Consider the following 25,406-nt stretch of genomic DNA (forward strand, 5'->3'; position numbering starts at 1 on the left):
GCCAGAACCCTGAAGAAGCTGTGCTAAAGTCAGCGTCCTTTTTATCGACTCTCGCGTGATATGACCGACTCCAGTCCTGCCGCAAGCCCTTCGAGCTTGAAAATCTACTTCCGCCTGCTCGGCTATGTCCGGCCGTACATCAGTCTGTTCCTGATCAGCATCGTCGGTTTTCTGATTTTTGCCTCGACCCAGCCGATGCTTGGTTACATTCTCAAGTATTTCGTCGACGGGCTGTCGAACCCTGAAGCCGTGCTGTTCCCGTCTGTGCCGTACCTGCGCGACTTGCAATTATTGCAGGCCGTACCGTTGCTGATCGTCCTGATCGCGGCGTGGCAAGGGCTGGGATCTTATCTGGGCAACTATTTCCTGGCCAAGGTTTCTCTCGGCCTGGTGCACGACCTGCGAGTGCAATTGTTCAATAACCTGCTGGTGCTGCCGAACCGCTACTTCGACAAGCATAACTCCGGACATCTGATTTCCCGTATCACCTTTAACGTGACCATGGTCACCGGGGCGGCAACAGATGCGATCAAGGTCGTAATCCGTGAAGGCATGACAGTGATCTTCCTGTTTGCGTCGCTGTTGTTCATGAACTGGAAACTGACGCTGGTGATGGTGGCGATTCTGCCGTTGATTGCTGTGATGGTGCGTACCGCGAGCAAGAAATTCCGCAAACAGAGCAAGAAAATCCAGTTGGCGATGGGCGATGTCACTCACGTCGCCTCGGAAACCATCCAGGGCTACCGCGTGGTGCGCAGCTTCGGTGGTGAAATCTACGAGGAGAAGCGCTTCCTCAAGGCCAGCCAGAGCAATACCGACAAACAACTGCGCATGACCCGTACCGGCGCTATCTATACGCCGATGCTGCAACTGGTGATTTACAGCGCCATGGCCGTGCTGATGTTCCTCGTGCTGTACTTGCGCGGTGATGCCTCTGCCGGTGACATGGTCGCCTACATCACGTTGGCCGGCCTGTTGCCCAAACCCATTCGCCAATTGTCCGAAGTCAGCTCGACCATCCAGAAAGGCGTGGCCGGAGCGGAAAGCATTTTCGAACAGCTGGACGTCACCCCGGAAGTCGACACCGGCACAGTGGAGCGCGACGCGGTTACCGGGCGCCTGGATGTGCGCAACCTCAGCTTCACCTATCCGGGTACCGATCGTCAGGTGCTCGACAACATCAGCTTCTCGGTTGAGCCGGGGCAGATGGTCGCACTGGTCGGGCGGTCCGGCAGCGGCAAGTCGACGCTGGCCAACCTGATCCCGCGTTTCTATCACCACAACAACGGCGAGATCCTTATCGACGGTGTTGAGGTCGAACAATACAAGCTGCTCAACCTGCGTCGTCATATCGCGCAGGTGACTCAACACGTCACCCTGTTCAGCGATACCGTGGCCAATAACATTGCTTACGGCGATCTGGCTGGCGCGCCGCGTGAAGACATCGAAAAGGCCGCGCGTGACGCCTACGCGATGGACTTCATTTCGCAACTGCCCGAAGGTCTCGACACCCAGGTAGGCGAAAACGGTGTGTTGCTCTCGGGCGGCCAGCGTCAGCGCCTGGCGATTGCCCGTGCCTTGCTCAAGAACGCGCCGTTGCTGATTCTCGACGAGGCGACTTCGGCCCTCGACACCGAATCCGAGCGGCACATTCAGGCGGCCCTGGATCAAGTGATGAAGGGCCGCACCACTCTGGTGATCGCCCACCGTCTTTCGACCATCGAGAAGGCAGACCTTATTCTGGTCATGGATCAGGGGCGGATCGTCGAGCGAGGCACTCACGATCAGTTGTTGGCGCAAAACGGTTACTACGCGCGCCTGAACGCCATGGGTCTGGATGCCCCGGCTGAGGACATCGCCTGATCCCGAAGCCGGCCACGGCCGCGAGCCTCTTGGTCATGACCGGGCTTGCCGCTGTCGGCCGGCTTTTTTGCGCAAAACATGCGCAAAAAAGCCGACTGTTTCATCCTCTTGCCACGGGTGCGCTAGCCTGCGCCAACCCTGTGTTAATATCGCGCCCCTGTTCATTTTGTATGTGGGTTGCTCCATGAAGTTGTCCATGCCGCGATTCGATCAAGCTCCTGTCTTGGTGGTCGGCGATGTCATGCTCGACCGTTACTGGCATGGTGGTACCTCACGGATCTCTCCTGAGGCACCGGTGCCGGTGGTTAAAGTCGAGCAAATAGAAGATCGTCCGGGCGGCGCTGCCAACGTTGCCTTGAACATTGCTGCGCTGGGTGCGCCGGCGTCGCTGGTCGGTGTGACCGGTGACGACGAAGCCGCCGACAGCCTGAGCAATAGTCTCAAGGGTGCGGGTGTTCGAGCCTTGTTTCAGCGCATCGCGCATCAACCGACCATCGTCAAGCTGCGGGTGATGAGCCGGCACCAGCAATTGCTGCGTATCGACTTTGAAGAGCCGTTTGCCACCGACGCCCTGGCACTTGGCGCGCAGGTCGACGACCTGCTGGAAGGCATCAAGGTGCTGGTGCTGTCCGACTACGGTAAAGGTGCACTGAAAAACCATCAGGCACTGATTCAGGCAGCCCGTGCCAAAGGCATTCCGGTGCTGGCTGACCCGAAGGGCAAGGATTTCTCCATCTACCGTGGCGCGAGCCTGATTACGCCTAATCTGAGCGAGTTCGAGGCGATCGTCGGCGGTTGCGCCGACGAACATGAACTGGTCAGCAAGGGCGCGACGCTGATGCACGACCTCGAACTGGGCGCGCTGCTGGTAACCCGTGGCGAACATGGCATGACGTTGTTGCGTCCGGATCATCCGGCGCTGCACTTGCCGGCGCGTGCCCGTGAAGTCTTTGACGTGACCGGTGCTGGCGATACAGTGATTTCCACGTTGGCCGCAGCCATTGCGGCTGGCGAGGAACTGCCACACGCGGTGGCGTTGGCCAACCTGGCGGCGGGCATCGTCGTCGGCAAGCTGGGGACGGCCGCGATCAGCGCACCGGAACTTCGCCGCGCGATTCAGCGTGAAGAAGGTTCCGAGCGCGGTGTGCTGGGCCTGGAGCAACTGCTGCTGGCGGTTGCCGATGCCCGTGCGCACAACGAGCGGATTGTCTTCACCAACGGCTGCTTCGACATTCTGCACGCCGGGCATGTGACCTATCTGGAACAGGCGCGCGCCCAAGGCGATCGACTGATCGTTGCGGTCAATGATGATGCTTCAGTCAGTCGCCTGAAAGGGCCTGGCCGGCCGATCAACAGCGTCGATCGGCGCATGGCCGTTCTGGCGGGTCTTGGAGCGGTAGACTGGGTAATCAGCTTCCCTGAGGGCACTCCGGAAAACCTCTTGCGCGAGGTCGCGCCGGATGTGTTGGTCAAGGGTGGCGATTACGGTATTGATCAGGTTGTCGGTGCGGATATCGTGACGGCCTATGGCGGCACCGTTAAGGTGCTTGGACTGGTGGAAAACAGCTCGACGACTGCGATTGTCGAGAAAATCCGTAGTCGATGATCAGATGAAATTTTACCGTTGTGCGTTGCGAGCGAACGGATTTTGCCTCGGGGGTCCTGTAGTCGGCAGGTTTGAATTCCGTGCGCCTGCACGCCTACGTTGCATGGACCTTACCTTATGAAAGTCATGCTCTTGGTGATGAACGAGCAGCGGGTCATTCTGGACCGGCTCTACGCCATCGTGCAGCAGAACTGCGACGAGTGCGTCATCTATCGGTTGAGCAAGCAGCAACAGTTGAACCTCGGGAGCTTTCTGGCGTCGGTTGATTACCAGGGGTTTGACCGTGTGGTGATTTTCTCCCGGGTCAAGCGCCTGGTTCCGCAATTGCGGGTGCTCAAGTGTATTCCCGGGCTGATCTTTCTCGAGCACGACGCCTACCAGAACTACATGCCCGACAGTAAATATCGCTCCGTCTACTCGCGCCTCTACAAGCGCCTGCCCAGCAGTCGTGCTTTGATTTCCGGCGCGGTCGTCGCGCGGCGCATGCGCGACGAGGGCATCGATGCGGTGTTTGTCTCCAAGGGCTATGACGAGCAGATGCTGCACAACACTGGCGTCGAGCGAGACATCCCCCTCGGTTTTCTTGGCAGCCTGAAAAGCACCGAGTACGCGCAGCGCAAGGCGTTACTGGAAGCGCTCGCGCGGCGTACCGACTTGCTGGTGACGCGCACGCGTTCGGGGTCCGAGTATCTGGAAACGCTCAATCGCATCAAGATCTTTGTCAGCGCCGACATCGGCATGAACGAGTTCATGATCAAGAATTTCGAAGCCATGGCCTGCGGCTGCGTATTGTTGGCCTGGAGTCAGGGCGAAGAAGATCAACTGCTCGGCTTCGAAGACATGCATAACACCGTGTTTTATCGCAGCGAAGACGAGGCAGTGGAAAAGATCAAGTTGCTGCAGAGCGATCCCGAACTGGCGCAGCGTATTGCCAGCAACGGTCAGGCCTTTGCACAGAGTCGCTATTGTTTCTCCCGCGTCGGTCAGGATCTTGCCACGGAAATTCAGCGCGAGATGCGCCCTTGGCAGCCGCCGTCGGCGTTCACCCGGTTCTGGGTAAAGTTGCGCTACGGGATGCAGGTGCCGGGGTCTGAATGAAACAGCATGACGCGCAGCCCCCGGCCGAGTACATGGCGCTGGATGCGCTGCCTGGCGGTGATCAGTCCGTTTTGCAGGCGCTTCCCGAAGTTCTGCGCGAATGCCTGAATCGCGCGGCGCGGGTGGTGCTGGTGGCGAATAATCCAGCGATCAGCGCAGCGGACTTCCAAGCGCTGAACATTGGCGCCGACGACGTCGTCGTCAGCTTCAATCATTGCATCAAGGCAGCGCTGCTCAATCCGGCGAGCGTCAATCTGTTCGTGCACGGCTACAACGCGCCGGATGCCTATTTCTTTGGTCTGCCCTACGATTCGTCGGTACAGCGGTTGTTCGCTCAAGCGCAGGGGCGCTGCTTCAGCATGCTGGTGGGGTGCGCGGCGCCGATGTGTCCTTTGCCGCAGGTGGCCATGTACTGGGATCGCATCCCGTTGCCAGCACTGTGGAATTATCCGGTCGAGCGGCCGGGTGGCAAACGTTACGTTGGACCCTCCACCGGGTTCAACACGCTGGTGCTGTTCGATTGGCTACGCGATCACCAAGGTTATAACTACCAGTTGATGACGCTCGGTTTCTCCAACGAGGCCGGGAAGCTGTGGGGTGGACACGCCTGGGACTACGAGCGCGAATGGCTGCAGAAATCCGCGGTCATCGTCGTGCCTCTGCAGCCGCAGCACTGGTGGCAAAAGCTGTTTCGCCGCAAATGAACGATGCTGTGCTGCCGCCTGCCGGCGGTGCCGAACGACTTGTAAAAGGTGCTGGTGCGTGTTGAAAATTGCCGTGGCTTTTTTCGGAATTCCGAGAAACTCACCGATCTGTTTCCCTTCCATCGAGCAAAACGTCCTCGCGCAGTTGCCTGCGGGCAGCGAGGTGAAGTGCTTTTACCACCTGTATCAGGTCGAGGAAGTACAGAATTCGCGCTCCGGTGAAAAAGGCGAGCTCAAGGCGGATAACTATCAGCCCTTTGAATCCATGACCGGCACATTGACGTCTACCCACGGGGTTCTGGAGCGTTGGGATTTCGAAAGGGTCAAGGAGCAGGGGGATACCTGGGGCGATGGCCATGCTTCGCTGCGTAACCTGATTTATCAGCTCAACTCGCTATACACCGTGACGACGATGATCGAATCCTTCAAACCGGATTTCGTGGTTTTCGTGCGACCGGACAACTTCTTCCACTCCGCGCTGCCAGGCTACGTGTTCCAGCACGCCGAGGCGCGTCGTCAGCAGGTCTATATCCCGGACTGGCAGTGGTGGGGCGGTTTGAATGACCGGTTTGCCGTATGTGGTCGTGATACCTATGTCGCCTACGGCAAGCGCATCGAGCGCATGTTCGACTTCTGCATGGCGACAGGGCGCAAACTGCATTCCGAGCGCCTGCTCAAGTACGCTCTGCAGCAGGCCGATGCAAAGATCTGCACGCTACCGACCCAGGCGTCGCGCGTGCGCATCGGTGGTGAGTTCGCCGAAGAGTCGTTCTCGCCCAAGCGTGGCATGGGCAAACGCGAAAACCGCTATTTTCACCTCTTTGCAACGTTGCGCACCTGGTTCGATCGTCGGCGCTGACCGGCTATTTGCTGGCTCGGCGTTTGCCCAGGCCGACCAGCCGCAACGCCTTGATACTCAACTGCTTGAGCCCCGAACGCGGGGCTTTCGCCGGTTGCAGTCCTTGCTGCGTCACCCAGTCTTTCCAGCGAATACGTTCTTCGCGCACGATCCAGCCCGTCTGAGTGGCAAAGCTTTCAGCCAGAAACAGGCCTCGCGTGCTGGCCGGCAGCAGCTTGTCACGCTTGAGCGTATAGAGCTCGGCGAGAGGCGCGCCGTCCTTGAGCGGCATCAAATACAGATCCGGGCGTTTGCGATCCAGGCGTGCCACCAGTTGATCGCCTTCCAGACGTTCATCGACATGAAACAGGCTCAGGGATTTGGCTTCCTTGGGCACATCGAGTCGCAGGTCGTAGATCAATTGCAGCGAGGCGGTGGGCAGGTGCACATAGGCGCGCGGCCGTTCCAGCAGTTGCAGATTGGCGCTGCGCACCGGGCGCGCCGAGCCTGACAGCGGCGTCAGGCGAAACGGCAAAGCTTCGCGATAATGCAACGCAGCTGCATAGGGCGCCGGCAGCCAGGTGTCATTGAAGCGCCCGCCGAGCCAGCCTTCCGGGGTTTCGAGCAAACACTCTTCGGCAATTTCCTGGATGGCAGTGTGCAGCGGGATGTTCAGCTCATGGGCTGGCACGTAGCCGGATATCAATTTGAGTACCACGTCGCCGCGATCCTGGCGGCGCTGACGCACCAGCACCCAATAGTCGCGATTCTGCCAATGCAGGGTCAGGCGCACCGAAACCCCGAGGTTGGCCAATTCCAGTGCAAAGCGTTCAGGGTCGGCGACGCTGACCGGTTTGCGCCGTTGCAAGGTCTGGGTGAAATTCATTGGCATGCCGACGCTCTGATAGGTCAGGCCTTCAGGCGTGGCTTCGACGAACAATGGCAGGGTCTTGAAGTTGCTCGGGTTCTTTCTGATGAGCGTGCGCGGCATATCGGCTCCTGCTTAAGGCCGCGGGGCGGCGTCAGTGACCACGAAGGACTTGGGCAACGGTCGCAACGTTGTGGGCGAGGTGCAGCGGATTGATCGTGCCGACAATAGCACTGGCGACTCCGGGCTGTGCGAACAGCAATTCGAAGCTGGCGCGTACCGGATCCACTCCCGGGCTCAGGCAGGCGTGCCCGCTGGCCAGGGCCTTCTTCACCAGAATCGCTTTGCCGTGGGCAGCAGCATAGTCAATGACAGCTTTCTCGTTTCGTTCGTTCAGATTGTAGGTGACCATCGCACAGTCGCCTTGCTCCAGCGCTTTCAGACCACCTTCGACGGTTTTGCCGGAGAAGCCGAAACCGCGAATCTTGCCTTCGGCCTTGAGGGTGGCGAGGGTGGCGTACACCTCTTCATGCTCAAGGATGGCTAGGTCGTTGCCGTCAGAATGCACCAGCACCAGGTCGATGAAATCGGTTTCCAGGCGTTGCAGGCTGCGCTCCACCGACATCCGCGTATGGGCGGCGCTGAAGTCGTGACGCGATTGGCCGTTGGCAAACTCTTCGCCCACCTTGCTGACGATCACCCAATCCTGACGCTGGCCGCGCAGGAGCGGGCCGAGGCGCTCTTCGCTGCGACCGTAGGCTGGGGCAGTGTCGATCAGGTTGATGCCCAGCTCGCGCGCTTGTCTGAGCAGCATCCCCGCTTCTTCATCGCCGGGAATCTGAAAACCGTTGGGGTATTTCACGCCCTGATCGCGGCCCAGTTTGACTGTGCCCAGACCCAGTGGCGAAACCATCAGGCCGGTGCTGCCCAATGGACGACGCAGGTCGTGCAGGTTGGCGATGCTCATGGCAATAGTTGCTCCCAGGCCGGAATACCCATCGGCGGCTTCGGCAGCGCCGGCAAAGGTTCAGTGGCTTGCGGCTGAATGCCATCTCGCTGCAAGGCGGCGATCACGCGATCAGCGAAGTCAGGCGCCAGTGCCAGTTTGGTCGGCCAGCCCACCAGCAGGCGACCGTCTTCGGCGAGGAAGGCGTTGTCCGGACGTGTCAGCCCGGTTTGCAGTGGCTCGGCACGGTCCACGCGCAGGGTCGTCCATTGCGTGGTGCTGAGGTCGATCCACGGCAGTAGCTGGGCGATTTCCTTTTGCGCCGTGGCAATCTGCTCGGCCGGCTCGCGGTTCACGCCTTCGCTTTCCGCGATGTCGCCACCCAGGTACCAGACCCAATTGCCGTCGGCGGCCGGGTGAGTGGTCACGGTGATGCGCGGTTTGGTCCCGCTGCCCAGGCAATGCGCGTACAGCGGTTTGAGGCCGGGGCCTTTGGCGATGATCATGTGCAGCGGGCGGCGCTGCATGGCCGGGTGCGTCAGGCCCAGTTGCTCGAGTAGTTGCGCGGTACCGGCGCCGGCGCTGAGGACGATGCGCTGTGCACGAATCTCGCGACCGTCGACCCTCAGGCCGACCAGCACACCGGCCTCCAACAGTGGCTCGATGGTTTGCCCGGCCAGCAGGCCATCACCGGCCAGATCCGCCAGACGCAGAACCAGGCTTGGCACATCGACCACCAGTTCCGCGAGGCGGTAGACCTTGCCTTTGAAGCGTTTGTCTTGGAGGGCCGGCGGCAATTGCTCGCCCTTGACCTGATCGACGCGGCCGCGCACGGCTTTACTGGCGAAGAAACTGGTGAGGTTGCCGGCCAGCGTGCCGGGCGACCACAAGTAATGCGCTTCGGACAGCAGGCGCACTCCGGACAGATCCAGTTCACCGCTGCCTGCCAGCGCTTCGCGCCAGCGGCGGGGCATGTCGGCGATGGCTTCCGAGGCCCCGGTCAAGGCGCCGTGCAGCGCATATTTTGCGCCGCCGTGGATGATCCCCTGGGACTTCACCGTCTGCCCGCCACCGAGGCTGGCGCTTTCCACCAGCACGGTCGAAAAACCCTGACGGCGCAGACGTGCATTCAGCCAGAGGCCGGCGACACCAGCGCCGACAATCAGAACGTCGGTGGAAATAACGGATGGCATGCAACGACCTCAGGTGTTCAAGACGAGGGCGCAGTATACAGACTCGGGAAAGACGCGGATTTGTCGATGATCAACAGGGCGAACACAGAACCCAATGTGGGAGCGAGCCTGCTCGCGATAGCGGTGTACCAGACGACATAAATGTTGAATGGCAGACCGCTTTCGCGAGCAGGCTCACTCCTACAGGGGAATGTGTTTGGCTTTAATGACCGGCGGTTTTCGAAAACAGCTGAATGACGACAACCCCCAGCACGATCAACGCCATCCCCAGCATCGCCGGCACGTCGAGTTTCTGTCCGTAGATGAACAGCGCCGCCACGCTGACCATCACAATGCCCATTCCGGCCCAGACCGCATAGGCAACGCCGACCGGCACCGTGCGCACCACCAGGGTCAGCATCCAGAACGCAATGGCGTAGCCGACGATGACCAGCACCAATGGCAGCGGCGTGCTGAAGCCTTTGACCGCTTTCATCGAGACGGTGGCGATCACTTCGGCGCAGATGGCAATGGCCAAGTAGGCATAGGCGTTCATGGTTCGTACCCTCAAATAAAACGTGACTGGCTGAGGCGGCATTCTAGTGAATCGTCAGATGGGGTAAAGTCATTACCTATCTGATTCAGAGATGGGTTGACTGCGCTATGCAATGGGATCTGCAACAACTTCGCCTATTCATCGGCGTAGCCGAACAGCGTTCGTTCTCGGCGGTGGCGCGTCAGCAGCGCAAGGCACAATCGGCCATCAGCACTGCGATTGCACAGCTCGAAGATGACCTGGGTGTCAGCCTGTTCGAGCGTAGCAGCGGGCGCCAGCCGAGCCTCACCGAAGCGGGGGAGGCGCTGCTCGAAGAGGCGCGAGAAGTGTTGCGCCAATGCGAGCGCCTCAACGGCCGCGCGATGGCCATGATGCGCGGGCAGGAAGCCCAGTTGCGCGTGGCTCAGGATGAGGCGATGCCCTATCAGGCGCTGGTGGAAAGTTTCAGTGCGCTGGCCGAGCAGTTTCCCAGTCTCGAAGTGCAATTGACCAGCGCCGCGCAAGGTGAGGTCGCGCGAAAACTGGTGGAGCGCCGCGCTGATCTCGGTCTGCTGTTCTATCACGACGAAATCCCCGAAGCGTTGGAACGCAGGGTGCTCGGCAGTGTGGAAATGGTCACGGTGTGCGGCATCCATCACCCGTTGGCGAAACAGGCCTACGTCACCTGTGAGCAACTGGCGCAGCATCGGCAATTGTTGATGTCCACGCAAACCAGCGTCTATCCCGGCAATGAGCCAGCCAGCCCGCAAGTCTGGCGCGCCGACAGTTTCTATGTGATGGCCGAATGGCTGGTGCGCGACCTCGGCTGGGCCTGGTTGCCGCGGCATGTGGTGCAGTATTCGGCGTATCAAGGCTCGATGGTCGAACTCGACAGCGAATGGACGCCGCCGGCCCTGGTGGTCGAGCTGGTCTGGCGCCGCGACGAGCCCCTCGGCCCGGCCGCGCGGTGGCTGGCCGAACGATTTGCCGTGCACTTGCGCGCGATCGGCGACAAAAGCCGATAAACTCCGCCGCCATGAATAGAACTCTCTACACCGCGCTGTTTTACCTGGGGCTGCCATTGGTGGCGATTCGGCTATGGCTGCGAGCGCGCAAAGCGCCGGCGTATGCCAAGCGGATTGGCGAACGGTTTTCCTGCGGGATGCCGACGCTGCAGCCCGGCGGCATCTGGGTTCACGCGGTGTCGGTGGGCGAAAGCATCGCCGCGGCACCGATGATTCGCGGGTTGCTGCAGCGTTATCCACAGTTGCCGATCACGGTGACCTGCATGACTCCGACCGGCTCGGAGCGCATTCAAGCGTTGTTTGCCGACGAGCCGCGCATCCAGCACTGCTATCTGCCGTACGACTTGCCATGTGCGGCCGCGCGGTTTCTCGATCGCGCCCGGCCGAAGCTTGCAGTGATCATGGAAACCGAGCTGTGGCCCAACCACATTCATCAGTGCGCCAAACGCGGTATTCCGGTGGCGCTGGCCAATGGACGTTTGTCCGAACGTTCGGCGCGCGGTTATGGCCGCTTCAAAAAACTGACTGCGCCGATGCTCGCAGAAATGAGTTTTTTTGCCGTGCAGACTGAAGCAGAAGCCCAGCGCTTCCGCGATTTGGGCGCGCGTCCGGAAACGGTTGAGGTCACCGGTTCGATCAAATTCGACCTGACCATCGACCCACGACTGTTGCAGCGCGCCGCCCAATTACGTAGCCAATGGCAGGCGCTGCAGCGGCCAGTGTGGATCGCGGCCAGCACTCATGAGGGTGAAGACGAAGTGGTGCTCGCGGCCCATCGTCGCTTGTTGGCCAATCATCCCGATGCGCTGTTGATTCTGGTGCCGCGCCATCCGGAGCGCTTCAGCTCGGTTTTCGAGCTGTGTCAGCGCGAAGGCTTCGCCACGGTGCGTCGCTCGACAGGCGTGGATGTCGATGCGCAAACCTCGGTATTACTCGGCGACACCATGGGCGAGTTGCTGTTCCTGTATGCCTTGGCGGACAGCGCTTTTGTCGGCGGCAGTCTGGTGCCAAACGGCGGCCACAATCTGCTCGAACCGGCTGCGCTGGCGAAACCGGTGATCAGCGGCCCGCACCTGTTCAACTTCCTCGATATCGCCGCGCAGATGCGGGACGGCGGGGCCTTGGTGGAAGTGGACGACGCCGAGGGGCTGGCGATTGAAGTGCAGCGCTTGTTCGAATTGCCGCGTGACGCCCAGCGCATGGCCGAGGCCGGGCTGGCGGTGATGCGCCGCAATCAGGGGGCGTTGCAGCGTTTGCTGGATGGCTTGGGACGGCTTATCAAGTAAGTCCGGAACAAAACGAAAAGATCGCAGCGTGCCGCAGCTCCTACAGGAAGTATTCCAACTGCAGGAGCTGCGGCACGCTGCGATCTTTTGCTTTTGAGGCTTGAGGCCGGGCATTCAACGGCGCCACGCCCGCCGTCGCAGTGACCCAAAAAAGCCGACAGTGATGTCGGCTTTTTTGTGCCTGTCGCCCAGCCGATTTTCGTACGGGAAGTTTCCTTCCGACTTTCAGGAAGCACCCTACATAAATCGGTTTTTCACCTTGATAGCGTGCCCGGCAGTCCTCGCGAGCACAGACCAGGGACGGTTTTCACATCGCGCTCTTTTCCTCTTTGCTTAAGGATAAGCGTATGTTTCCGTCCGCCAATGCAGCGCATTTTGCGTTACAGATTCCTGGGATACGTCACGATTTCAAAGTGCTGGCCTTCAACGGAACCGAAGCGATCAGCACCCTCTACCGCATCGACATCGAACTGGTCAGCGAGCACCCGGATTTCGATCTGGAGAGTTTGCTCAGCCAACCGGCGTTTCTGCAATTTGGCCTCAACGGCGAAGGCATTCACGGGCGCATTGAAGACGTGTTGGTCGGCGAGGCCGGCAAACGCCTGACCCGCTATCACCTGACGCTGGTGCCGGCGCTGTATTACTTGCAGTTCAGCCACGATCAGCGGATTTTCCAGCAGCGCACAGTGCCGCAGATCATCGCGCAGGTGCTAAGCAAACATGGCATCCAAGCTGACGCATTCACCTTTCACGTCAATGCCAACGCGCCTCGTGACTACTGCACTCAGTACGCCGAATCGGATTTTGAGTTCATCCAGAGGTTATGCGCCGAGGACGGCATCGCTTGGCATCACCAGCATTCGGCGGACGGCCATCTGCTGGTCTTCACCGACGATCAGGTGTTTCTGCCCAAACTCGGCGCCACTCGGTATCAGCAGGATTCCGGCATGGTCGCCGAGCATTCGGTGGTCAGTCGTTTCAGCGTGCGAACCAGCACCCGCACGAGCACCGTTACCCGTCGCGACTATGATTTGAAGCGCCCAAGTCTGCTGCTCGAAAGCCACTTCACCGCCGAGTTCACCCCGTCGCTGGAGGACTATCGCTACCCGCTGTTGATCGACAACGAAAAGTCCGGCAAGCGAATGGCTCGGCAGGCCCTGGAGCGCCATCGCACCGACTATGAATTGGGCGAAGGACAAAGCGATCAGGCAAATCTGCGCTGTGGTCATCTCTTCGAAATCACCGAACACCCGCGCAAAAGCTGCAACGAGCTGTGGTTATTGCGCAGCGTTTCGCACACCGGCCGACAGCCACAAGTGCTCGAAGAGTCAGTCACAAGCGACACCCAAGCCGCTGATGGCTTCACCCAAGGTTATCGCAACACCTTCAGCGTGATCCCCGCCGAAGTGGTGTTTCGCCCACCGTTGCCAGCGCCACGTCGCCCGCTGGTGTGTCAGACCGCACGGGTCACCGGGCCGGCTCATGAAGAAACGCATTGCGATGAATTCGGCCGCGTCAAATGCGAGTTCAATTGGGACCGCGCCGAACTCAACAGCGAACGCAGCAGTTGCTGGATCCGGGTGGCGTCGAGCTGGGCCGGTGATAGCTTCGGCTCCGTGACCATCCCGCGCATCGGCATGGAAGTCGTGGTGACCTTTCTTGAAGGTGACCCGGACAAGCCGCTAATCACCGGTTGCGTGCCAAACAAAGTCAAATCTGCGCCCTACACCTTGCCCGAACACAAGACCAGAACCGTGCTGCGCAGCCACAGTTCACCGCACACCGGCGGCTACAACGAACTGATGATCGAAGACCGCGCCGGCCAGGAAAAAATCTACCTGCGCGCCGAGCGTGATTACGAGCAACTGATCCTCAATGACAGCCGGAGCCTGATTCGCCACGACCGTTTCCAGCAGGTCGACAACCACAGCAGCAGCCTGATCAAGGCTGACGAACGACATACAACCGACGGTACGCGCAACACGGTGATCGGCAGCGACGATCTGCTCACGATCAGCGGCAACAGCAGCACCACGGCGGACGGCACGCTGGTGATTGCGGCCGGCCCGCATGCACGGGTTACCGCCAGCCAAGTGGTCATTGATGCCAGTGCGAGCCTGACGCTGGCCGCTGGCGGCCATCATATTGTGGTCAACGCGGCCGGGATCTTCAGCAGTGTCCCCATCGTCGAGGGCGGCGCGCCGATGGCGGGTGTGGCGGCGCAGTTGGCGTTGGGGGCACTGCCCCATGATTTTCAGGCTTCGCTTGCGCTGTCCATTCCCGCGCACTAACGGCGCTGGCTCAGGCAGCAGGCCAAGCAAATTCGGTCTGTGCCGTGTGCGAAAAACTGACGCAGGTGAACGCATGAGCCAGGCGTATCTATTGCTGGATCGCATCCAGATTGAAAACCTTGCCGATCGCCTGTTCGAACTGACGGGCGGCGCGACGGTTCACTCGCTTTATCAACGCACCGCCTACAGCGCCGTGGACAAGGCTGGGCCATTGCTGGTGGTTGTTAACCCCGACAGCCCGCTGGCGAAGGTGTTCTGGCAGGAGTGGAGCATGACGGCGGGCATTTGGCTGGAGTCGCCGGACGACGAGGATCAAGTGCTGGAACATTTGCGTGGTCTGATTCACGTCCGCGTGCCGGGTGAAGCTACGGTTCTGTTTCGTTTTTACGACCCACGTATCACCGCGTTGTGGCTAAGGGATTTGCCCGCTCTGGAGCGGGATCGATTGATGGGGCCGGTACGGCTGATACAGCTACCGGATTCGCCGATCCACCAGCAAACCGAGCAACCGGCGATCCCGTATGCGAACAGGCCGTGGCTGTCGTTAACCGCGGAACACCTCGTTCACCTGAGCACTGCCAAGCGCCAGTCCTTCACCCGCCAGTTGATCGAACACGCTCAACGCTATTACCCCCAATACCTGCAATCACTGGATTCGGCTGCTTTGCAGCAATGGGCCGTGGACTGTCAGGCCAGCGCTGCCCGCAGCGGCTTCAGTGCCGTCGATGAAGTCTTGCTCTGGGCGCGATTCTTCGCAGTGCTGGGCGCGGGCTTCCCCGAGGGTCCGGAGCTCAGCGCGTACCGGCAGTTGCTGGCCGAACCCGGAGTTTTGCCACGTCAGCGTCTGGACAACCTCAACGATGCATTGACGCACCAGTTGCTGATCGACAAGGAATCCGCCCTATGAGCGCCGAAAAACTGGCCATGGTCGACGAGGCCGCGCAGGCTGAACGCGCCGCCAAATCCCAGCCAACTGTAGACATCAACAGCATGGTGCAACCGTGTCCGGCCAGTCAGCCCGAACTGTTTGTGGTGCCGGTGCGCTACGCGCTGGCGCATGAAAAAGCTGAGCATGCTTGTTGCCTTCCGGGTGTCACGCCCCAAAGGCGCCCGATGGCGGTACGTCGTTTGCGCGCGGGGTTTGTGTATGTCTGGCAGCATCAGGGTCCACTCAGGCGTTTTGTCGTCTCGCCGCAAGGGCTGTTGCAGGAACAGATGTTGGACGCCGAGCCTGTGTTGGTGCCTGACGCAACGCTCATGGGCCTGGCACTGCAAAAAATCCACGACGCCTGGATGCTTTTCAGCGAATTCCCCTTGAGCCTCGAACACTGCCAGTCGTTGAGCGACAGCAGCACCCAACGCACTCAGCACATGCGCCGCATCGCCCTGCGCACGGTAGCCGATGAGTTGCAGGCCCCGCATTGTCCGCCATTGGACAAAGCCGATGAGGTCATGGCCGAACTCATCCCCGACACCTACGCCCGTTCGATGAAAGCCGATCAACAGAACAACCCTGACGACACCGATGCCCTTGGCGCGACGCTGTTAAAGGATCCGACGCCGGCCAACATCAAAGCCTACACCGACGCGATGCACCGTGCCCGAGCGCGCGAGGTGTTTCTCGCTCAACATCCCGCCGCCAGCGATCTACCGCCGGGCGAGTGGAGCGCCGAGCCATGGGACGGGCAGGGCACGCGAAACTGGCTCGACAACGCCAAGACGCAAAGTGAGGGGCGGTATGCCGTTTTCGCCTGCCTGGACGACGATCTGGGTGTGTTGCGCGATATCAATCGTGAGCAGGAGCAGATAGAAACGGGCCACGAAAAATGGCTTGGCGAGAACAGTCTGCGTCTGAGCATCGGCGGCTTTGTGTGCAGCTTGATCACTGAAGATGGCGCCGAGCTGGCGGGCAACCTGAGTTATCGCTACAAGGATCGCGACATCAGCCTCACGCCCGAGCAGGGGCAGGTCATGCTCGATACCCAGCATCGTCTCGATGAACAACTCCGGGCTGAAACCCAGGATCGTCAATACGGCGGTCGACCGACCCAGGCCGAAGCTGCCGCCCGGGATGCGCGTATTGCGGCGATCATCGATCCGGTGCGGGCGTTTATACCGGCGGATCTGTACTACGAGGCAGAGTTCGTAGTCCGTGAATACCGCGCGCAAAAACAATCCAATCTCAACAATCACGCATTCGGCGCCAAGGTCGGCCAGTACATCGACCTCGATGCGATGAATGCATGGTTCACCGACACCGCCGCCGGCCACTTCCAACTACTCGAACAGCGCCACACCGCGCTGTTCGCCGACCGTGGCGTGTATCTGCAACGCTCGGTCAGCGGCACCTGGTTTGTTGATTACGACGATCTCGAAACCCGCCATTGGCTGACCGAACTCGCCATCGGCTGCCTGACTGCGCAATGCCTCCGCGCCCAAGGCGCCGAGCAATACGCCGACTACGTGCGCGCTGCCGATGGCGGCGCGCTCAGCCAACTGTTCAACGCCTGGACGCCGTCGCTTGAGGCTGCCGTCAACAACGCATCACGCCTGAGCGAGCTGATGGCCGCGCTGTCCGTCGACAACATCACCGCCACGCATCAAGCCTTGGCGCCGTTGAGCGTGGTGGTGCTGGACCACATCGCAACGATGGCCCGTGACGCGGCCAGCCCATGGAACATGCTGGTCAATCGGCTGGGCGCGGCGTTGTTGTTGCTCAAGGGCGAGAAGGGCTTCAGCACCTCGTGGATGAGCATTTTCATCGCCGCGAGGCTGGGTGGCGAGAGCCGTTTGCAATCGGTCACCGAGGGCGCGCGGCCAGTGTGGCGGCTGTCGGGCCAGCGGGCCGAGGCGTTGGGGGAATGGGTGAACAAGACGGGCAAAGCCATTGGTGTCGGGCGGGCGGAGCGGATACGGAATGCGCCCGCAGTGGTGAACAGCGGCGGAGTGGTGCCGTTGGCAGCGCTGCTGCTGAACGTGGTGAATGTGCAGAACTATTTGAGCGACGCCGGGGTGCTGGAGGGGATGGAGGCGCGAAGGGTGAATGACACGGTTTCGGCGAGTTTGTATGGGGCGGCGGCTTTGGTGGCGGTGGTGGATAGTCAGGTGCGGTTGGGGTTGGGGGTTAAGGAGTTTGGTAAGGGGCGGTCTATGGTTCCGACGCTTACTTTGTTTGGTGGGGTGATTGGTGCACTTTCTACTGGTGCTGCGATAAACGAATTTCAGGCTTTGAGATCTCAACTGGAAAATGCCCAGAACCAAGTCGATCCATGGATGCAAATCCGTCAGATCGCTGTCGGAGGACAGGTAGCGGCCTTCGGTGCTCAAGCGATGTTAGGGTTTGGCTACACCGCCCGAGCCTTGGCAGGATCAATAACAGCGGAAGTCGCCATCTTGCGTTACACGCTTTATATGGGCCCGTTGAACTGGATTATTGCCGCATTAGGTCTGCTGTACCTGACAGCATGGTTCTTCGAAAAAACGCCGCTGCAAAATTTCCTGAACAACTGCTGTTGGTCCAAGACGCGGGCCATCGATCTGGGACCCATAGCGCCCAAAGCACAGCAGGACGAACTCGACCGTTTGTACCTCATTCTTTATACGCCTCGCGTCAGCATGGAAAGCAGCTCCAGGCCGGCGCCTGATAATGGCCGTTCCGGTCTGGCTTTCGTCAGCGCCATCGACTCTCTGATCATCGACTTGCCAGGCGCTGAGCCAAACAGTGCCTACCTGGAACTGAGCATGGTCGGAGACCCGGTGGATACTCAGGGGTACCGATATCTGATCAAAAACAGCCCCTCCAATGGCTATAAAGCACCGCGACCATGGCGAGACATGGCCCCGCACTGGCTGTCCAGCAGCCGTTGTGAGTGGATTCCGGTCAAGGAAGGACAAGGCCTTAGACTCAGCGGCCCATTCAAGGAACTTGCAAACTTTCTGGGGACGCCACCCAGCACGGTTTCGCTTCGGTTGCGTTATCGCACGCCGTTGACCGGGATATTGGGCGCTCGCAGTTTTATTGGTGGAGAGCGCGGCTTGGCTTTCACCTTGAACAACTCAACCGGTGTCATAGCGCTGAGAAACGACCCGACGCCCGAACTGGATCGTGTGCCGAATTACCCACTGGGTGACGATCGCCCCGGCGCCATTTACCTGCAACCCAAGGACAAACGATGAGTACGCCAGCGGCAGGCTCCACGAAGAAAGGGATATTTTCGCGTAATGATTATCTGGCCCCATTGCCCGTCCCAACAGGTGAAAAGCCTTGTGATGTACTCAACACCATTTGGCGCAAAAACGATGTGTTTCTCGATATAGGTAACTACAGCATCGGTTCGGCAGTGATGGTGATGTGGCCGTCGCTGATGGTATTCGTCTTTATGGGTTACATCACCCCTGAACCCGGACTGATCTGGATTGGGGCGTTATTTATCATCGGTATCCCTTCACTATTTGTTGTTCAGGGGCTCTTTCGCGAAGTCCCCTTACCCATACGCTTCAACCGCCAACGCCGCGAAGTCTGCGTCCCCCGCGACAAGGGCGAGTACTGGATCGTCCCGTGGGAAACCGTAACCGCCGCCGCCACTCAGCATTCATCAGTCAGTCAGGCCGGCAAAAACACGATGGGTCTGCTGGTCATCGGTTTCGATAACCCCGACCCGGACGCCACGGAAGACAACAAACACTTTTCACTAGGGTTCAACTGTGGCGGCGGCACGACTGCAATGGCTCTGTGGGAATGCATGCGCAGTTACATGGAGATCGGGCCGGAGGCAGTACCCGAAAGTCGAGTGGGTGTCGCGCCTTACGAAGAAACCCAAATTGGATCGCTCATCGTTGACCTGCGTAAAGGGGAAATGCTGAGGGTCTTGTGGGGAGTGTTCTGCATAATTTTTTTGGGCACTTATCTGGCGGAAAAGCTTCAAGACTTGAAGCTTTCCCACCCGCCGGAATTACTTTTTCCCGACATCATCGAATGGTCAAAACCACTCCCGCCGGAACATTGGGCCAAACGTTCTCCAGAGTTGGAAGTCGCCATCGCCAAACGCGAAGCCGAGTTGGCCGGGCGAGTTGGGGCGCGAGTATGAGTGCGCCAGCGGCAGGCTCCACGAAGAAAGGGGTGTTTTCGCGCAATGACTATTTAGCGCCGCTGCCCCTTCCTACGGGTAGAAAACCTTCTGATGTGCTCAACATCATTTGGCGCAAAAACGGGGTATTTCTCGATGTTGGTAACTACAGTATTGGCTCGGCAGTAATGGTGCTGTGGCCAGGAGTGATGCTGTTCTTATCTATGGCATATGGATTTAGAAACATTGCACCGGATCTCAGTGTTTTTGCGCTAATTGGTGGAGGGATAATCACTGGTATCCCAGCACTGTTTTTGGTCCAAGGCCTCTTCCGCGAAGTGCCCTTACCCATACGCTTCAACCGCCAACGCCGCGAAGTCTGCGTTCCCCGAGAAAACGGCGAGTACTGGATCGTCCCTTGGGAATCCGTAACCGCCGCCGCCACGCAGCATTCATCGGTCAGTCAGGCCGGCACGATGGGGCTGCTGGTTATTGGTTTCGATAACCCCGACCCGGACGCCACGGAAGACAACAAACACTTTTTACTAGGGTTCAACTGTGGCGGTGGTACTACGGCGATGGCGCTGTGGGAATGCATGCGCAGTTACATGGAGATCGGGCCAGAAGCCGTTGAGGATGCAACTGCTCGTTTCGACAGATCAAAGGGAATCTGGGCAACTTATCTCGACGATCTAATCAAGGCTGCGAAGTTGAGAGGCTGGTTCGTGACCATTCTTTGGGAAGGGTTTTGCGGGATTTTCATATTCAATACGCTGCTGATAGATGTACTTGAGCGATGGAAATTAAATCCGCCACCTGATTTGCTCCATCCAGAGATCATCGAATGGTCCAAACCACTCCCGCCGGAACAATGGGCCAAACGTCCCCTGAGTTGGAAGCCGCCATCGCCAAACGCGAAGCCGAGTTGGCCGGGCGAGTTGAGTCGCAAGCATGAGTACGCCAGTGGCAGGCTCCACGAAGAAAGGGATATTTTCGCGTAATGATTATCTGGCCCCATTGCCCGTCCCAACAGGTGAAAAGCCTTGTGATGTACTCAACACCATTTGGCGCAAAAACGAGGTATTTCTCGATATCGGCAACTACAGCGTCGGTTCGGCGATCATGGTGATTTGGGTTGGAGTAATGTTGTTTTTGGGGCTGGCATACGCCTTCGAAGATCCTGGCGCCTTGATCCTGGGGGCGTGCATCATGGCTCTTCCCATTTTTTGGTTGATTCAGGGGCTCCTCCGCGAAGTCCCCTTACCCATACGCTTCAACCGCCAACGGCGCGAAGTCTACGTCCCCCGCGAAAACGGCGAGTACTGGATTGTCTCCTGGGAATCCGTAACAGCCGCTGCCACTCAGCATTCATCAGTCAGTCAGGCCGGCAAAAACACGATGGGGCTGCTGGTCATTGGTTTCGATAACCCCGACCCGGACGCCACGGAAGACAACAAACATTTTTCATGGGGGTTCAATTGCGGCGGCGGTACGACTGCGATGGCTCTGTGGGAATGCATGCGAAGTTACATGGAGATCGGGCCAGAAGCTGTGCCTGAAAGTCGAGTGGGTGTCGCGCCTTACGAAGAAACCCAAATTGGATCGCTCATCGTTGACCTGCGTAAAGGGGAAATGCTGAGGGTCATGTGGGGAGTGTTCTGCATAATTTTTTTGGGCACTTATCTGGCGGAAAAGCTTCAAGACTTGAAGCTTTCCCACCCGCCGGAATTACTTTTTCCCGACATCATCGAATGGTCCAAACCACTCCCCCGGAACAATGGGCCAAACGTTCCCCTGAACTGGAAGCCGCTATCGCGTTGCGCGAGGCGGAACTCGCCAATCAAGCCGAGCGAGTGTTGCTCTCGAATCGGTCTCGAGCATCGTGAGTCAACGTGCGAGTCTGCCTATCCCGGGACACGACGAACTACCCGACTGCAACGTCCGTGTTCCGGCGCACCTGCGGCCCGATGCCAGTCGGCTCATCCGTTATCTCCTTGAGTTGCCGCATCGGCGGGCGAAGTTCTTGTTGCTGATCGAGGCGTCGGGACATACCGAGTTATTGGGATGGATTACCTGGATGCGCAGCCGGCGCAATAATGAAGCGGTCACGTTTGTGCGTCACGGCGGCCATCTGGACAAGGCTTCGCGCTCAATCTACTCGCAAGGATCGCGCAAGGGCAGGTTTGGCTCCGGGCAATGATCAGGTAACAAAAACCCGCATTTCTGCGGGTTTATATTTTAAGGTCGGGCTTTGAGCTGCGCTTCGGCCGCGGACGCCAGATCCGGCGGCAGGAAATCCTTGTCCGGGTTGTAGTCGGCTTTCAGATACCGCCGCAGATCCTCCAGATCTCCCGGGTTCAACGTCCCCGCCGCCTGCTTCAGGCGCAAATTGTCGAGAATGTAGTCGTAACGCGTGTTGTTGTAATTGCGCACCGAGGTGTACAGCTGACGCTGCGCATCAAGTACGTCAACGATGTTGCGCGTGCCGACCTGATAACCGATTTCCGTGGCTTCCACCGCGCTCTGGTTGGAGATGATCGATTGCCGGCGCGCCTGCACCTGCTCGACGTCGGTGTTAACCGCGCGGTGCAGATTGCGGGTGTTTTCGACGACCTGCCGACGCAGGGATTCGCGTTGCTGCTCGCTCTGGTCCAGTTGCGCATAAGACTGGCGCACTTGCGAACTGGTCAGCCCGCCGCTGTAGATCGGAATGCTCAATTGCAGGCCGAGCGTGCTCTGTTCGACATTGCCACCATAAGGCGCGCCGAACGAGTTCGGGTTACCGAAACCGAGGGCATCGTTGTCACCTTTTTCATATCTGGCCACAGCGTCGAGGGTCGGCAAGTGGCCGGCCTTGCGCTGTTTCAGGGTCTGTTCGGCGGAGCTGACCGCATAGTTGCTGGCGAGCAGGTTGAGGTTCTGTCGCGCCGCCGTATCGACCCAGGATTTTGCATCGTTCGGTGCCGGCGGCAGGATCGGCAGCGTGTGAACGATGCCCTGAATCGCGTTGTATTGACGGTTGGTCAGGGTGATCAGCGCTTCGAACGCGTCATCGACCTGACGCTGCGCGACGATGCGGTTGGCTCGCGCGGTGTCGTAGCTCGCTTGCGATTGCAGCACGTCGGTCTTGTCCGACAGGCCGACGTCGAAGCGTTCGTTAGACTGGTCGAGCTGGCGCTTGAACGCGGCTTCTTCAGCCTTGGTCGAGGCGAGGTTGTCCTGGCTGCGCAGCACATTGAAATAGCTTTCAGCGGATTGCAGGATCAGATTCTGCTCGGTCGCCGAGAGTTGCAGCGCGGCTTGTTCGTTGACGTCCTTGGCGGCCTGGTACTGGAACCAACGATCGGCGCGGAACAATGGCTGCGCCAGCGTCGCCTGATAGGAGTGCGCGCTGCGATTGGCGGTGGCCGATGGCTGATCGATCGAGGTGCGCACGTCGGCGGTTTCGGCGCCGCCGGACAGGTTCGGCAGCAAACCGGCGCGGGCCTGCGGCACGACTTCTTTCTGCGCGCCGTACTGCGCGCGAGCCGCCGCCAGATCAGCGTTGTTGTCGACCGCTTCCTGATAGACGCTGACCAGATCGGTTTTGGTCGACAAGGGCGCTTCGGCTGCCCAGGCCATTGCGTTGGACGCACAAGACACGGCAACAGCCAGTGAAAGTTTGCGCAGCATGAGGCGATCCCTAGCATTGAATATTATGGAAGTAATCCGGGCGCCAAAGGTAAGGCGCAGCCCGCGCAGCGTCAAGGCGTGGCGGGGCAAAGCGAGTGTAGTTGTGCAATCGGATCACAACAATCGGCCAAGCCGGTGTATTTACGCCATTCATCATGGCGTTCGCTGCGGTGTTGGCGTTCCTTGCCGGTTGTGTCTAGACTGGCCGGGTTCTTGTCGGGGTGCCTTGCTATGAGGCTGAGATCGAATAATTTCGGATCCCGTTGAACCTGATCAGGTTAGCGCCTGCGTAGGGAACAAGATTTCTCGTCACCCGGCGAGTCCTCTTGTGCTTCGTCCGGGATATTGTTCGACAATCGAACGCTCGACGACGATGCACAGCACCAGTCCTGGTGCGTCCGTGCCTTTCAGGTTCTGCTCCGACAATCCACTGCCTGGATGCTGTCTGGAGAGCCCGTGATGACAACAAAAGAAAATAACGCGATCAACCTGAGTGACTCGGCCAAGGTCGACGAGCAGTCGGTCAAACCGTTCACCCGTTCGCAGAAAGTCTACGTTCAGGGCTCGCGCCCGGACATCCGTGTGCCGATGCGCGAAATCACTCTTGATGTGACCCCGACCGACTTCGGCGGCGAGATCAATGCACCGGTGACCGTCTACGACACTTCCGGCCCATACACCGATCCGAATGTCATCATCGATGTGCGTAAAGGTCTGGCCGATGTGCGTTCGGCGTGGATCGACGACCGTGGCGACACCGAGCGCCTCGCCGGTCTGAGTTCCAACTTCGGGCGCGAACGCCTCGCCGATCCCGAGCTGACCAAGCTGCGTTTCGCTCACGTCAACAACCCGCGCCGCGCCAAGGCCGGGCACAACGTCACGCAGATGCATTACGCGCGTCAGGGCATCATCACGCCCGAGATGGAATTCGTCGCCATCCGCGAAAACATGAAGCTGGAAGTTGCCCGTGCCGCTGGCTTGCTCGATCAGCAACACCCCGGCCACAGCTTCGGCGCCAGCGTGCCAAAAATCATTACCCCCGAATTCGTCCGCGAGGAAATTGCCCGCGGTCGCGCGATCATCCCGGCCAACATCAACCACACCGAACTGGAACCGATGATCATCGGCCGTAACTTCCTGGTGAAGATCAACGGCAACATCGGCAACAGCGCACTGGGTTCGTCCATCGAAGAAGAAGTGGCGAAACTGACTTGGGGCATCCGCTGGGGCGCGGACAACATCATGGACTTGTCCACCGGCAAGCACATTCACGAAACCCGCGAGTGGATCATCCGCAACTCGCCAGTGCCGATCGGCACCGTGCCGATTTATCAGGCGCTGGAAAAGGTCGGCGGCGCAGCCGAAGACCTGACCTGGGAATTGTTCCGCGACACGCTGATCGAGCAGGCCGAGCAGGGCGTCGACTACTTCACCATCCACGCCGGCGTGTTGCTGCGCTACGTGCCGCTGACCGCCAAACGCGTGACCGGCATCGTGTCGCGTGGCGGTTCGATCATGGCCAAGTGGTGCCTGGCGCATCACAAGGAAAACTTCGCCTACACGCACTTCGAAGAGATCTGCGAAATCATGAAGGCCTACGACGTCAGCTTCTCGCTGGGCGATGGTCTGCGTCCGGGATCGATTGCCGATGCCAACGATGCTGCCCAGTTCGGTGAGCTGGAAACCCTCGGCGAATTGACCAAGATCGCCTGGAAGCACGACGTGCAAACCATGATCGAAGGCCCTGGCCACGTGCCGATGCAACTGATCAAAGAGAACATGGACAAGCAACTCGAGTGCTGCGACGAGGCGCCGTTCTACACCCTCGGCCCGCTGACCACCGATATTGCGCCGGGCTACGACCACATCACTTCAGGCATCGGCGCGGCAATGATCGGCTGGTTCGGTTGCGCGATGCTCTGCTACGTGACGCCGAAGGAACACTTGGGCCTGCCGAACAAGGATGATGTGAAGACCGGGATCATCACTTACAAGATCGCCGCGCATGCCGCGGACCTGGCCAAAGGGCATCCGGGCGCGCAGATTCGCGACAATGCCCTGAGCAAGGCGCGTTTTGAATTCCGCTGGGAAGATCAATTCAACCTCGGCCTGGATCCCGACACCGCGCGTTCGTACCACGACGAAACCCTGCCGAAGGATTCGGCAAAAGTGGCGCACTTCTGTTCCATGTGCGGGCCGAAGTTCTGCTCGATGAAGATCACCCAGGAAGTCCGCGAATACGCGGCCAACCAGCGCATCGAAGCGGTCGACGTGGACATCGCCCAAGGTCTGGCGGAACAGGCCGAGCGATTCAAGAAGGAAGGCAGTCAGCTGTACAAAAAGGTTTGATCTGACGCCATCGCCAACAGGCTGGCTCTAACCGCAAGCACTCCCTTGTAGGAGCTGCCGCAGGCTGCGATCTTTTGATTTTGTTTT

At 59.4% G+C, this 25,406-nt stretch carries 19 protein-coding genes and 1 riboswitch; of the genes, 14 read left to right on the forward strand and 5 right to left on the reverse strand.

The window, feature by feature from the left end; genetic code table 11:
- The first annotated feature begins 60 nt into the window (after positions 1–60).
- The 5 genes from msbA to EL257_RS02300 all read left to right on the forward strand — a co-directional run bounded on the left by msbA (position 61) and on the right by EL257_RS02300 (position 6,130).
- The gene (gene msbA, locus EL257_RS02280) at positions 61–1,863 is read left to right on the forward strand and encodes a lipid A export permease/ATP-binding protein MsbA (protein WP_126359458.1); all 1,803 of its coding nucleotides are present in this window, start codon (positions 61–63) and stop codon (positions 1,861–1,863) included.
- Positions 1,864–2,047: 184 nt separating this feature from the next.
- Positions 2,048–3,469 carry a bifunctional D-glycero-beta-D-manno-heptose-7-phosphate kinase/D-glycero-beta-D-manno-heptose 1-phosphate adenylyltransferase HldE gene (hldE, locus tag EL257_RS02285; RefSeq protein ID WP_126359460.1) on the forward strand — a complete coding sequence of 474 codons (1,422 nt, stop codon included), beginning with the start codon at positions 2,048–2,050 and terminating at the stop codon, positions 3,467–3,469.
- A gap of 117 nt (positions 3,470–3,586) precedes the next feature.
- Complete coding sequence (locus tag EL257_RS02290; protein ID WP_126359462.1) at positions 3,587–4,567, forward strand: glycosyltransferase; 981 nt, start codon at positions 3,587–3,589, stop codon at positions 4,565–4,567.
- Positions 4,564–5,271: a hypothetical protein gene (locus EL257_RS02295; RefSeq protein WP_126359464.1), complete on the forward strand. Its 708-nt coding sequence runs from the start codon at positions 4,564–4,566 to the stop codon at positions 5,269–5,271. The genes EL257_RS02290 and EL257_RS02295 overlap by 4 nt, the downstream gene beginning before the upstream one ends.
- A 58-nt stretch (positions 5,272–5,329) precedes the next feature.
- Positions 5,330–6,130 carry a hypothetical protein gene (locus EL257_RS02300; RefSeq protein ID WP_126359466.1) on the forward strand — a complete coding sequence of 267 codons (801 nt, stop codon included), beginning with the start codon at positions 5,330–5,332 and terminating at the stop codon, positions 6,128–6,130.
- Positions 6,131–6,134: 4 nt separating this feature from the next.
- On the opposite strand, the gene EL257_RS02305 is transcribed toward EL257_RS02300, so the two are convergent.
- The 4 genes from EL257_RS02305 to EL257_RS02320 form a co-directional block, all read right to left on the reverse strand.
- Positions 6,135–7,100, reverse strand: coding sequence for a metal ABC transporter ATPase (locus EL257_RS02305; protein ID WP_126359468.1), 966 nt, complete (start codon positions 7,098–7,100; stop codon positions 6,135–6,137).
- Between the two features lie 31 nt (positions 7,101–7,131).
- Entirely contained in the window at positions 7,132–7,944 is an 813-nt protein-coding gene (locus EL257_RS02310) for an aldo/keto reductase (RefSeq protein WP_126359470.1), read from the reverse strand.
- Entirely contained in the window at positions 7,941–9,116 is a 1,176-nt protein-coding gene (locus tag EL257_RS02315; protein WP_126359472.1) for an NAD(P)/FAD-dependent oxidoreductase, read from the reverse strand. The genes EL257_RS02310 and EL257_RS02315 overlap by 4 nt, the downstream gene beginning before the upstream one ends.
- A 202-nt stretch (positions 9,117–9,318) precedes the next feature.
- Complete coding sequence (locus EL257_RS02320; protein ID WP_064585673.1) at positions 9,319–9,651, reverse strand: DMT family transporter; 333 nt, start codon at positions 9,649–9,651, stop codon at positions 9,319–9,321.
- Between the two features lie 107 nt (positions 9,652–9,758).
- Between EL257_RS02320 and EL257_RS02325 the strand changes: the two genes are divergently transcribed.
- From EL257_RS02325 to EL257_RS02365, 8 genes are all read left to right on the forward strand, one after another.
- Positions 9,759–10,655, forward strand: coding sequence for a LysR family transcriptional regulator (locus tag EL257_RS02325; protein WP_126359474.1), 897 nt, complete (start codon positions 9,759–9,761; stop codon positions 10,653–10,655).
- A gap of 11 nt (positions 10,656–10,666) precedes the next feature.
- On the forward strand, positions 10,667–11,941 hold the full coding sequence (waaA, locus tag EL257_RS02330; protein ID WP_126359477.1) for a lipid IV(A) 3-deoxy-D-manno-octulosonic acid transferase: 1,275 nt from the start codon (positions 10,667–10,669) through the stop codon (positions 11,939–11,941).
- A gap of 347 nt (positions 11,942–12,288) precedes the next feature.
- Positions 12,289–14,232 carry a type VI secretion system tip protein TssI/VgrG gene (gene tssI / locus EL257_RS02335; protein ID WP_126359479.1) on the forward strand — a complete coding sequence of 648 codons (1,944 nt, stop codon included), beginning with the start codon at positions 12,289–12,291 and terminating at the stop codon, positions 14,230–14,232.
- Positions 14,233–14,305: 73 nt separating this feature from the next.
- Positions 14,306–15,139 (forward strand): DUF4123 domain-containing protein, encoded by an 834-nt coding sequence (locus EL257_RS02340; protein WP_172604442.1) that lies wholly within the window; start codon positions 14,306–14,308, stop codon positions 15,137–15,139.
- Entirely contained in the window at positions 15,136–18,408 is a 3,273-nt protein-coding gene (locus tag EL257_RS02345; RefSeq protein ID WP_232013058.1) for a toxin VasX, read from the forward strand. The genes EL257_RS02340 and EL257_RS02345 overlap by 4 nt, the downstream gene beginning before the upstream one ends.
- Positions 18,405–19,319 carry a DUF6708 domain-containing protein gene (locus EL257_RS02355; RefSeq protein WP_126359483.1) on the forward strand — a complete coding sequence of 305 codons (915 nt, stop codon included), beginning with the start codon at positions 18,405–18,407 and terminating at the stop codon, positions 19,317–19,319. Before EL257_RS02345 ends, EL257_RS02355 begins: the two co-directional genes overlap by 4 nt.
- Positions 19,316–20,299 (forward strand): hypothetical protein, encoded by a 984-nt coding sequence (locus EL257_RS02360; RefSeq protein WP_419866591.1) that lies wholly within the window; start codon positions 19,316–19,318, stop codon positions 20,297–20,299. The genes EL257_RS02355 and EL257_RS02360 overlap by 4 nt, the downstream gene beginning before the upstream one ends.
- Positions 20,250–21,296, forward strand: a complete 1,047-nt coding sequence (locus EL257_RS02365; RefSeq protein ID WP_419866592.1) for a DUF6708 domain-containing protein — start codon at positions 20,250–20,252, stop codon at positions 21,294–21,296. The genes EL257_RS02360 and EL257_RS02365 overlap by 50 nt, the downstream gene beginning before the upstream one ends.
- A 240-nt stretch (positions 21,297–21,536) precedes the next feature.
- Here EL257_RS02365 and EL257_RS02375 read toward each other — a convergent pair whose 3' ends face one another.
- The gene (locus tag EL257_RS02375; protein ID WP_126359488.1) at positions 21,537–22,970 is read right to left on the reverse strand and encodes a TolC family outer membrane protein; all 1,434 of its coding nucleotides are present in this window, start codon (positions 22,968–22,970) and stop codon (positions 21,537–21,539) included.
- Between the two features lie 207 nt (positions 22,971–23,177).
- A riboswitch (TPP riboswitch) is annotated at positions 23,178–23,283 on the forward strand.
- Between the two features lie 146 nt (positions 23,284–23,429).
- Between EL257_RS02375 and thiC the strand changes: the two genes are divergently transcribed.
- Positions 23,430–25,319 (forward strand): phosphomethylpyrimidine synthase ThiC, encoded by a 1,890-nt coding sequence (gene thiC / locus EL257_RS02380; RefSeq protein WP_126359490.1) that lies wholly within the window; start codon positions 23,430–23,432, stop codon positions 25,317–25,319.
- The last annotated feature ends 87 nt before the right edge of the window (positions 25,320–25,406 follow it).

This window comes from Pseudomonas fluorescens (assembly GCF_900636825.1).
GTDB classification, from domain to species: Bacteria; Pseudomonadota; Gammaproteobacteria; order Pseudomonadales; family Pseudomonadaceae; genus Aquipseudomonas; species Aquipseudomonas fluorescens_BG.